The following is a 10,535-nucleotide window of genomic DNA, read 5'->3' as shown; positions in this document are numbered from 1 at the left end:
TCATTTTTATAATTATTAATTTTTAATCTGTCCAAACTTTTGGGTGCAGTCTACATTTGCGAACCTTTTTTTATAAAATCAAGCGAAAATTAAGATTTGTTTTTCAACAAATCACGAATTTCAGCCAATAATTCTTCTTGTGTTGGACCAGCAGGTGCTTCTTCTGCAGGCGCTTCTTCTCTTTTTAATTTATTGATTCCTTTAATCATTACAAATAAAGCGAAAGCAACAATTATGAACGATATTGAAGCTGATATGAACATACCGTATTTAATTGCAGTACCCGGAATTACTAATTCAGCTAAATTGTTTAATTGTAATTTTTCTAATGTTGGAGTTAAGATTGCTGGAGTAATAATGTCTTCTACTAAAGAAGTTACAATTTTACCAAAAGCACCACCGATCACTACACCGACAGCTAAATCTACTACGTTGCCTTTTACAGCAAACTCTTTAAATTCTTTAAAAAATCCCATAAGTTTAAATTTATTTCAAAAGTTTATAATATTTAATTTGGTTGATTGGTATCTAATCTATTTTTAGAAGAGATGAATAAGTAAAGACCGATTAACATAAATGGAATACTTAAAATTTGACCATTGTTTAGTCCAATGTTTATAGCTTCGGCAACAGCTTCTTCGCCTTGGTTTTCTTTGAAAAACTCAACAACAAATCGGACTAAAAATAATAAAAATAAGAACACACCTAACATAGCGCCAAGATATTTTCTTTTATCTGTTTTATGATACATATAAAGCATGATAAAGCCTAATATAAAATAGCCAATTGCTTCATAAATTTGAGCTGGATGACGAGGAATAATTTCTCCATATCCTAAACTTTGTTGATGAAACTTTACTGCCCATGGTAAATCGGATGCTTTTCCAACGATTTCAGAATTATAAAAGTTTCCAATTCGAACAGCAGCTCCGCCAAATGGAACAACAACTGCCATTCTATCTAACAACCATAAGACATTACGATGCAAATATTTTCGACTAAATAAATACGAAGTTAAGATTACTCCCAATGCAGCACCATGACTTGCTAATCCGCTAAATCCTACAAATTCGTAATTTTGTAATAAACCAAAAAAAGCACTTTCTCCTGGAGCGTGTTGTACAGGTAAAAAGACCTCGATAGGTTTTTCTATAAAAGCAGAAGGATCATAAAATAAATATTCTCCCAATCTTGCTCCCGCAATTGCTCCGATAAAAGTATATAAGAATAAAGGATCAAGTAATTCTTTTTTCTGATTTTCTTTTTTGAAAATGTTTGACATCAAATACCAACCTACAACAAAGGCTAATATCCAGCACAAGCTGTAAATATGTACTTTGAATCCACCTACTTCAAATAAATAAGGTGTTGGATCCCAATTGATAAACGAAATTAAGTTAAGCATTAATTTTTCTTTTTAGGTACAGGGTCATATCCATGTCCTCCCCAAGGGTGACAACGACCAATTCTTTTAGTTCCGAGCCACAAACCTTTCAATAAGCCATGTTCTTTTAATGCTTCAATCATATACGATGAGCAAGTTGGTTGATACCTACAATTACTTCCCATCCACGGAGAAATTGCTAATTGATAAAATCGAACCAATAAAATAAATGGTTTTACCAAAAAATTGTTCATCTCGCAAAGTTAATCAATAACAGAAATAAAAAAGAATCAATCCAAAAGATTTATACTTTGCAGATTGATTCTTAAAAACAATAATCGTATTATAAAAACTATTTTTTAATATAGCTTGCAGGATCTAAAGCTTTGTACGACCAGTTTTGTAAAAACTCTAAAACCACTTTCGGATCATGACCTTTTGCTTCTTTGCTTTCTAAATAAGCAGAGTTTTGCGTATGAATCAAGTTTCCTTTCTCATCTAAGATTACAAAAACAGGAAAACCAAAACGCTCTGGATGTTTCAAAGCAGCTAATGTTTCTTCATTTTTATTATTTTTCGAATAATTCACATGAACGACTTCGTAATTATTCGCGATATAATTTTTTACTTCTTCATTTTCTTTTGTCAACTTATCAAACATGATACACCAAGCACACCAATTTCCACCAACTTGTAACAAAATATGTTTCTTTTCAGCAGAAGCCTTCTGTACAGCATTCGCAATATCTACTTTAGGATTCGCTTCTTCATTATAAATTTTTGGCTTTTCTGTTTGTTGACCAAATACAAAGCTCAACGATAGCATCATTAAGCTAAAAAACATGGTTAATTTTTTCATTTCAAATTCTAAATATTAATTCGAATTTACAATAAAAAATTATGCCGAAATATTTTTTCTACGAATTAATGATATTGTAGCATGAATTTAGTTTTTCTTGAACCGAATTTATTTCACCATTTTTTTCATTTCGTTTAATTTGATTAATCAAATTGATAGAGAATTTAGATTCAAATTCTAATCGATCTAATTCGATCTCATAAAAATTAATTTGATGATGAATTTGCTTAAAATAGTAATTTACCAACTCCGTGTACATTAATTTAAGCTCTTGATTCACTTTGATAAATTCTACGAACTCTTGCAATTCAATCAAAAAATCAACCATTTGCTTGTTGATTTCAGTTTGCTTATCATTTAGTTCAATTTTCTTTAAATAATCAGTTGATAAAGCAATTTTATCACCCAAAAGTTGGTGCTTTCTTGTTAAAATCAAAGCACATTCTAACGCTTTCTTCATCATGTTTAATTTTTATTCTATGACAAAGAAAATAGATTCAAAAGCCAAAATATGTCGCTTAAAAAATCATTCAATTTGGCAAAACATTCGTTAACTTTGAAGTCTAAATAGGATTTTATGAATACGCCTTTAGCCGAAAGAATGCGTCCCAAAACGCTCGAGGAATACATTAATCAGAAACATTTGGTAGGAAATAATGGTCCGATTAAAATGATGTTGCAACATGATATGATTGCTTCGATGATTTTTTGGGGACCTCCAGGAACTGGAAAAACAACACTTGCTCAATTAATTTCTGAATTAACAGATCGTCCTTTTTATACATTAAGTGCGATAAATTCTGGCGTGAAAGAAGTGCGCGAAGTGATCGAAAAGGCGAAGAGTCAAAATTTATTCTCAGGAACAAAAAATCCAATTCTATTTATTGATGAAATTCATCGTTTTAATAAATCGCAACAAGATAGTTTATTAGGTGCTGTCGAAACGGGATTGGTGACATTGATTGGGGCTACGACTGAAAACCCAAGTTTCGAAGTGGTACCTGCTTTACTTTCTCGAGCACAAGTTTATGTTTTGAAGCATCTTGAAAAGGAAGATTTAATTGATTTAATAGAACGAGCTATAAAAAAAGATAGTGTTTTATCGCAATTAGATATAGAATTAGTTGAAGCAAATGCGTTGTTACGTTATTCGGGAGGAGATGCAAGAAAATTATTGAATGGGTTAGAATTGGTAATCAATAGTTTTTCTTCAACTGAGAAAATCATCATTAACGATGAAATTGTTCACGAACGTATTCAGCAAAATCTGGCTCGTTACGATAAAACAGGTGAGCAACATTATGATATTATTTCGGCTTTTATAAAATCAATTCGAGGTTCTGATCCAAATGGAGCGGTTTATTGGTTAGCAAGAATGATAGAAGGTGGAGAAGATTTAAAATTTATTGCACGAAGAATGTTGATTTCTGCTTCGGAAGATGTAGGAAATGCAAATCCAACTGCGATGATTTTAGCAAATAACACATTTCAGGCTGTATCGGTAATTGGTTACCCTGAATCTCGTATTTTATTGAGTCAATGTGCAATCTATTTAGCCAATTCACCTAAAAGTAATGCAACGTATTTAGCAATTGGTAAAGCGCAACAAATTGTAAAACAAACGGGCGATTTACCTGTACCTTTACATTTGAGAAATGCACCAACTAAGTTGATGAAAGACTTGGATTATGGAAAAGAATACAAATATTCGCACGATTTTCCAGGTAATTTTGCTGAACAAGAATTTTTACCTGATGAAATTTCTGGAACAACACTTTACGAACCAGGGAATAATAAGAGAGAATATATAGATAAACAATCACTTAATCAGAAGTGGAAAGGAAAGTATGGCTATTAAAAAAAATCTCAGTTAATTATGATTAACTGAGATTTTTAAGATTTAGATTGGTTACAATCTATAGTATTAGGTTGGTTGCACTATATTTTGCAATTACTATGCCAAAGAGTTAATGAAAATTAAATAAAAACTTAATAAGTTGTAAAATAAAGATAATGAAACAAATACAAATTATAAACGGGCCTAATTTAAATTTACTTGGTGTACGTGAACCAGAAATTTACGGCACACAAACATTTGAAGATTTTTTTATTGAAATGAAAAAACAATTTCCTGACGTTTCATTGCATTATTATCAATCAAATCACGAGGGTGATATTATCGATAAATTGCATGAAGTGGGCTTTGTCTATGATGGAATTATTTTGAATGCGGGTGCGTACACCCATTATTCTTATGCAATTGCAGATGCAATAAAAGCAATTAAAACAAAAGTAATCGAAGTTCATATTTCGGATATTTATGCGCGTGAAGATTTTAGAAAAAATAGTGTAACGGGTGAAAATTGTGAAAAAATTATTTCTGGAAAAGGATTAGCAGGATACAATGAAGCGGTTAACTGTTTTGTGAAATAATGACTTTAATTTGTATAAAGGCTATTTAATTATGAAAAGATTTATTGTAGGTTTAACCATAGGATTATCAATGATTAGTTGTGATTCTAAATCTGATAAAAATGATGATGGAATGAGAAATCAAGCTTTGTTAGCTTGCGAAACAGAAGCGATAACTTCTGAAATGTCTCCAAAAAAGAAAGAATTAGTTAAAGAGTATTGTAGTTGTGCTACAGATAAAATGTTAGAAGAATTTACCTATGCAGAAATGATGCAAATGAATAATCCATCCAAAGAGTTACAAGATCGATTGATGGAATTTGTAAAACCTTGCTTGCAAGATTTGAAAACGAAATCTGATGAATTAGGAGAATAAATACAAAAAGTCGAAACACAGTTCCGACTTTTTTAATATTCTTTTTTATATTGTTCTTTTTTGAATTCATCTACCAGATGCTCGTTTAAGCTGTCGATGTATCCCAAAATTTCTAATTTACCAATCTTACTCGAAGAAGAACTTGTAAATACTTTGGGTAATTCTTCCCAAGTTTTTAGCAATTCATTTTTATAATGAGTTAAGTTTTTTTGCATTTGTGTACTGGTTAGTTTGTCTAATTTTGTAAACACTATAGCGAAAGGAATTTGTTTGTTTCCAAGCCATTCCATAAACTGTAAATCTATTTTTTGAGGTGAATGACGCGAGTCAATTAATAAAAAAACATTGACTAAGTTTTTACGAAACTCAATGTAATCGTAAATCATTTTATTAAATCCTCCACGAACACCTTTTGGTGCTTTTGCAAAACCATAACCAGGTAAATCAGCTAAATACCAAGTATCATCCATTTCGAATGTATTGATAAGTTGTGTTTTTCCTGGTGTTGCAGATGTTTTAGCTAATGCTTTTTTGTCTGACAACATATTAATTAATGATGATTTACCTACGTTAGATCGTCCAATAAAAGCATATTCTGGCTTGAATGGAGGAGGGCAATCTGTATATTTTTGCGAACTTTTTACGAATTCAGCTTTTTTAATCATATTTATGCTTTAGTAGCTGGATCCAATTGTTTTTCGATCAGCCATTTGTATAAAATTTCGTTAAACATCTCAGGATGTTCCATCATCGGAGCATGTCCACACTTATCAATCCAATAAAGAGAAGCATCAGGCAATTCTTCGTTAAATTCTACCGCAACTTCTGGTGGTGTAACATTGTCTTGTTTCCCCCAAATTAAACAAACAGGAATTTTGATGTCTTTTAAGTCTTCTTTCATGTTAGATTTAATCGCATCTCTGGCAATGTACAACGTTTTGATTGCTTTATTTCTATCGTTTACAGTGTTAAAAACATCATCAACAATTTCCTTTGTAGCAATCATTGGATCATAAAAAACTTCGCGTGTTTTACGTTCTACATATTCGTAGTTACCACGTTTTGGATAGGTTTCACCAAATGATTTCTCGTACAAACCAGAACTTCCTGTCAAACAAAGAGCTTTTACATATTCTGGATGTCTATGACACACCATCAAACCAATATGTCCTCCTAAAGAATTTCCTACTAAAATAGCAGGTTCTTTAACGACTTCTTCAATGAAATTTGCAACATGTTTTGCAATATTCTTGATGTTTGTATTAAGAACAGATAAAGAATATAAAGGTAATTCTGGTGCGAAAACTTTATACCCTCTTTGCGCATAATAATTTGTAAGTGAGCTGAAATTGCTAAGTTCACCCATCAAACCGTGAAGTAAAACAATTGGTTGTCCTTCTCCTTCTTCTATGTAAGAGAACTTATCTTTTTTCTTTAAGCTAAAAAACATTTACTCGATATTAAGTCGACAAATTTAATTAATTATATTTTTTAAATAGTGCTTTATCTAAAAAACTTTAATAACTGTGTTTTGTCTGATCTAAAACAAGGTCTATATAAATGTTAAAATTCAAAATAAATAAGGGTTTTACGTGATAAAAACTCTAACTGTTTGATACTAAATTTCAAATTGTTAATAACTATTTCAATAAAAGTGGTAAAAAATGGTAATAAGTGGTAATATTTTTTTTATTTTTGAAAAAATTCTATCATGAATTCATTAATTGGAACATATGAGTGTAAGGTAGATACAAAGGGTAGACTCCCAATACCAGCGGGTTTGAAGAAACAACTTGCTGATTGTTTGGAGGATGGCTTTGTGTTGAAGAGATCTGTGTTTCAAAATTGTTTAGAGCTTCATCCGATGAAAGAATGGGAAAAAGTGATGAATGATTTGAACAAATTGAATCGATTTGTGAAAAAAAATAATGATTTCATTCGAATTTTTACGGCTGGATTAAAAATTGTCGAAGTTGATGCGAATGGAAGGTTACAAATCTCAAAAGATTTGGTGAAATTTGCAGAAATTAATAAAGAAGTAGTGCTGAATTCTTCTGTAAATATGATCGAAATTTGGGATAAAGACAAATACGAAGAGTCGATCAATGTAGATGATTTGGATTTTGCTACTTTGGCAGAAGAAGTAATGGGAAATTTAAGTGAAGATGAGTGAGTATCATAATCCAGTGTTATTAAAAGATAGTGTCGATGCATTAATTATTAATGAGTCGGGAATATATGTAGATTGTACGTTCGGGGGTGGAGGACACTCGCGTGAAATATTAAATCGTTTGGATCAAAACGGAAAATTGTTTTCGTTTGATCAAGATGTAGATGCAATTCGTAATAAAATTGATGATGATCGATTTGAGTTAGTTGAACAAAACTTTCGATTCTTAAAAAATAATTTAAGATTTCGTGGAGTAAAACAAGTAGATGGTGTTTTAGGTGATTTAGGGGTTTCTTCTCATCAATTTGATACACCAGAACGTGGTTTTTCAACTCGCTTTGATGGAGAGTTGGATATGCGAATGAATCAAAATGCAGCGCTTTCTGCAAAAACAATTATTAATGAATACGAAGAAGAAGAATTGGCGCGTATTTTTTATGATTTTGGAGAATTGCAAGGTTCATATCGTTTAGCGAGAGAAGTTGTCAAAGCAAGAGCGGATAAGCAAATCGAAACGATTGAAGAGTTGAAGCAAGTATTTTCGTTTATTCCTAAAATGAAAGAAAATAAATTTTTTGCTCAAATGTTTCAAGCTTTACGAATCGAAGTGAATGATGAAATGGCTGCGTTAAAAGATATGTTGACACAATGTGGAGAAGTTGTTAAGCCAGGAGGGCGTTTGGTTATTATTTCTTATCATTCCTTAGAAGATCGTTTAACAAAACGATACATGAAAAATGGAATGTTCGAAGGAGAGCCAGAACGTGATATGTATGGAAATTGGTCAGCGCCATTTAAACCATTGCAATCCAAAGTAATTGTTCCAACACAAGAAGAAATAAATGAAAATCCGAGAGCGCGTAGTGCAAAAATGCGTATTGCAGTTCGAAATGAGGATTAATAGATAAGAAATGGCAAAAAAGAAAAAAATATTACCAGAGAAAAAAACGTTTACAGGTTTGTTGAGAGGTGAGTTTTTAATTAAAACAGGCTCAGAACAAAACTGGAAGTTTATGTTGTATTTGGTAGGTTTAGCTTTTTTGAGTATTTCGAGCTCGCATTTAGTGGATCGAAAAGTAGTTCGAATTGCTGAATTGCAAGATAAAGTTGAAGATTTAAAATCTCAATATACAGATAAGCATCGCGATTTGATGCGTATGCAATTAGAAACAGAAATCTTAGAGCGTACAGCAGTGTATGGTTTGAAGATTCCAGATAAACAACCTTATTATATAGTAGATAAAGTGTATGACACAATCGACGAAAAATAAAAACAATATGGTCATCAAAGGATGGGTTTTTGCCGGCGCACTTGCGATCTGGGCCATCTTTATTATTGTTTTTATGTTTCGAATTAATATAATAGAAGGGGTTGAATTAGAGCGGTTTGCAGAAAAAAACAACTTTAGATTAGATACAGTTGCAGCTGAACGTGGAAACTTGTACGCCTCAAATGGTGCTTTAATGGCCACTACAGTTACAAAACATAATATTTATGTCGATTTAACTGTGATCAAAGATGAGTTATTTAAGACAGAAATGCATAATCTTGCCGATTCTTTAGGTAAGATGTTTACAAAATCGCCTTCTTATTTTTACGATAAATTTTCTACAGAACGTAATAAGAAAAATCGCTACATGATGTTAGTGAAGGATTTGGATTATGAAGAATATCAACGAATCAGAAAATTCCCAATCTTTAATAAAGGTCAAAATAGAGGTGGATTTATCCATGAAACAGAATCAAAACGAGAATTAATAGTTCAAGATATCGGCGTTCGTACAATCGGTTACGATGATCGTCGTGGTAAAGTAGGCTTAGAAGGTGCTTATTCTGATTTATTAAGTGGTGTTGAAGGCCGTCGTTGGGAACAATTCATGGGACGTGGAAAATGGAAACCAATGAAAAGTTGGGAACAAGAACCACAATCAGGTTCTTCTGTTTACACGACAATTGATGCCGATTTACAAATGGTTGCATACGATGCGCTATACAAACAACTTTCAGAATTCGAAGCAGAACATGGAAGTATTGTTGTTATGGAAGTGAAAACTGGAAAAGTTCGTGCGATTGTTAATTTATCTCGTAAAAAAGATGGTACATATATAGATGATTATAACTATGCAGTTGGAGAAGCTGCAGAACCAGGATCTACTTTTAAAACAGTTTCGTTGCTTGCCGCAATGGATGATGGTTATATCAATAAAAATTCAACTGTAGAAACGGGTAACGGAAGTTATAAATTTTATGGCCGTACAATTACAGATTCACATGGTTACGGAACATTAACGGTAGATGGTGTGATGAAAAAATCATCGAATATTGGAACAGCTAAAATTATTAATCAATATTACGGAGAAAACCCAAAAGCTTTCTTCGAAAAAATGGATAAATGGCATATGACTTCTCCTCTTGGTGTAGATATTTTGGGAGAAGGAAAACCAATTATGCATACGCCAGATAGTAAATCATGGAGTAATATTACACTGCCAGTTATGGGATACGGCTATGGGTTACAATTAACTCCGATACAAATAGTAACTTTTTATAATGCAGTTGCAAATAATGGTAAAATGTTGAAACCATTATTTATGGATAAAATTACACGTAAAGGTGAACCTGATAAAGTTTTTGAACCAGTTGTTTTGGTTGATCAGTTAACTTCTTTGGAAAATGTAAAACAAATGCAAGAAATGTTGCGTGGTGCAGTTGAACAAGGAACAGGTAAAATTATTAGTAATAGTAATTACGATATCGCTGGTAAAACAGGAACTGCTCGTGTAGATTATTGGAAGAAAGATGGTAGAGGAATGCAATATCGTGCTTCGTTTGCAGGGTATTTTCCGGCAGAAAAACCAAAGTATTCTTGTATTGTTGTCGTACATAAACCAAATACAGCCAAAGGATTTTATGGAGGAAGTGTAACAGCTCCTGTTTTTAAGAAAATTGCCGATTGGGTATATTCAAAAACTCCCATACCTTTGCCACGCGATTTAGTAAAAAAGAACGCGGTGAATGAGTTTAAAAAAGAAGATAAAATTGTAACTAATGAATCTAAAAATATAGTACCAAATGTTACTGGTCATACAGGATCTAAAGCAATTCCGGTATTAGAAAATTTAGGTTTAGATGTGCAATATTCAGGATTTGGAAAAGTGACAACTCAATCCATTCCTGCAGGGACAAGATTTAAGAAGGGTGAGACAATTTATTTAATGTTGGAAGGATGAGAAATTTAGTTGATCTATTATTTAAAGTTTCCATCTTAGAAACGATTGGTTCAACAAAAGTTGAAGTCAATACTATTCAATTTGATTCAAGAAAAGTATCAAA

General features: G+C 32.1%; 14 protein-coding genes. 7 read left to right on the top strand and 7 right to left on the bottom strand.

Annotation, left to right across the window (positions count from 1 at the left end; genetic code table 11):
• Positions 1-89: 89 nt before the first annotated feature.
• From mscL to Q0616_RS03000, 5 genes are all read right to left on the bottom strand, one after another.
• Positions 90-476, bottom strand: a complete 387-nt coding sequence (gene mscL / locus Q0616_RS03020; RefSeq protein WP_171621881.1) for a large-conductance mechanosensitive channel protein MscL — start codon at positions 474-476, stop codon at positions 90-92.
• A 32-nt stretch (positions 477-508) separates the two neighbouring features.
• The gene (gene lgt / locus Q0616_RS03015) at positions 509-1,405 is read right to left on the bottom strand and encodes a prolipoprotein diacylglyceryl transferase (RefSeq protein WP_260542030.1); all 897 of its coding nucleotides are present in this window, start codon (positions 1,403-1,405) and stop codon (positions 509-511) included.
• A complete protein-coding gene (yidD, locus tag Q0616_RS03010) occupies positions 1,405-1,638 on the bottom strand; it encodes a membrane protein insertion efficiency factor YidD (protein ID WP_171621883.1) in 234 nt (77 codons plus the stop codon). Before yidD ends, lgt begins: the two co-directional genes overlap by 1 nt.
• Positions 1,639-1,736: 98 nt before the next feature.
• A complete protein-coding gene (locus tag Q0616_RS03005; protein WP_225541092.1) occupies positions 1,737-2,228 on the bottom strand; it encodes a thioredoxin family protein in 492 nt (163 codons plus the stop codon).
• 73 nt (positions 2,229-2,301) lie between these two features.
• Positions 2,302-2,703, bottom strand: a complete 402-nt coding sequence (locus Q0616_RS03000; RefSeq protein WP_171621885.1) for a hypothetical protein — start codon at positions 2,701-2,703, stop codon at positions 2,302-2,304.
• Positions 2,704-2,820: 117 nt separating this feature from the next.
• Here Q0616_RS03000 and Q0616_RS02995 point away from each other — a divergent pair, with 117 nt between their 5' ends.
• The 3 genes from Q0616_RS02995 (at position 2,821) to Q0616_RS02985 (ending at position 5,031) form a co-directional block, all read left to right on the top strand.
• The gene (locus Q0616_RS02995) at positions 2,821-4,101 is read left to right on the top strand and encodes a replication-associated recombination protein A (RefSeq protein WP_284583234.1); all 1,281 of its coding nucleotides are present in this window, start codon (positions 2,821-2,823) and stop codon (positions 4,099-4,101) included.
• 155 nt (positions 4,102-4,256) lie between these two features.
• Positions 4,257-4,676 carry a type II 3-dehydroquinate dehydratase gene (locus tag Q0616_RS02990; protein WP_298774977.1) on the top strand — a complete coding sequence of 140 codons (420 nt, stop codon included), beginning with the start codon at positions 4,257-4,259 and terminating at the stop codon, positions 4,674-4,676.
• Positions 4,677-4,707: 31 nt separating this feature from the next.
• Positions 4,708-5,031, top strand: a complete 324-nt coding sequence (locus Q0616_RS02985) for a hypothetical protein (RefSeq protein ID WP_188319193.1) — start codon at positions 4,708-4,710, stop codon at positions 5,029-5,031.
• Positions 5,032-5,063: 32 nt separating this feature from the next.
• Here the strand turns inward: Q0616_RS02985 and yihA are convergent, their stop codons facing one another.
• On the bottom strand, positions 5,064-5,696 hold the full coding sequence (gene yihA / locus Q0616_RS02980; protein ID WP_171621889.1) for a ribosome biogenesis GTP-binding protein YihA/YsxC: 633 nt from the start codon (positions 5,694-5,696) through the stop codon (positions 5,064-5,066).
• Between the two features lie 2 nt (positions 5,697-5,698).
• Positions 5,699-6,481: an alpha/beta hydrolase gene (locus Q0616_RS02975; protein ID WP_171621890.1), complete on the bottom strand. Its 783-nt coding sequence runs from the start codon at positions 6,479-6,481 to the stop codon at positions 5,699-5,701.
• A gap of 261 nt (positions 6,482-6,742) precedes the next feature.
• Here Q0616_RS02975 and mraZ point away from each other — a divergent pair, with 261 nt between their 5' ends.
• From mraZ to Q0616_RS02955, 4 genes are read left to right on the top strand one after another with little or no spacing between them, the layout of a single operon-like run.
• On the top strand, positions 6,743-7,204 hold the full coding sequence (mraZ, locus tag Q0616_RS02970) for a division/cell wall cluster transcriptional repressor MraZ (RefSeq protein ID WP_225539369.1): 462 nt from the start codon (positions 6,743-6,745) through the stop codon (positions 7,202-7,204).
• Positions 7,197-8,102: a 16S rRNA (cytosine(1402)-N(4))-methyltransferase RsmH gene (gene rsmH / locus Q0616_RS02965; RefSeq protein ID WP_188319191.1), complete on the top strand. Its 906-nt coding sequence runs from the start codon at positions 7,197-7,199 to the stop codon at positions 8,100-8,102. The genes mraZ and rsmH overlap by 8 nt, the downstream gene beginning before the upstream one ends.
• A gap of 10 nt (positions 8,103-8,112) precedes the next feature.
• Positions 8,113-8,472: an FtsL-like putative cell division protein gene (locus tag Q0616_RS02960; RefSeq protein WP_171621893.1), complete on the top strand. Its 360-nt coding sequence runs from the start codon at positions 8,113-8,115 to the stop codon at positions 8,470-8,472.
• The gene (locus Q0616_RS02955) at positions 8,450-10,432 is read left to right on the top strand and encodes a penicillin-binding protein (protein ID WP_260542043.1); all 1,983 of its coding nucleotides are present in this window, start codon (positions 8,450-8,452) and stop codon (positions 10,430-10,432) included. Before Q0616_RS02960 ends, Q0616_RS02955 begins: the two co-directional genes overlap by 23 nt.
• Positions 10,433-10,535 lie beyond the last annotated feature (103 nt).

It is taken from the genome of uncultured Empedobacter sp. (genome assembly GCF_937930195.1).
GTDB classification, from domain to species: Bacteria; Bacteroidota; Bacteroidia; order Flavobacteriales; family Weeksellaceae; genus Empedobacter; species Empedobacter stercoris.
Note: the sequence above shows the minus strand (reverse complement) of the source record. Positions and strands in the feature narration are given on the sequence as shown.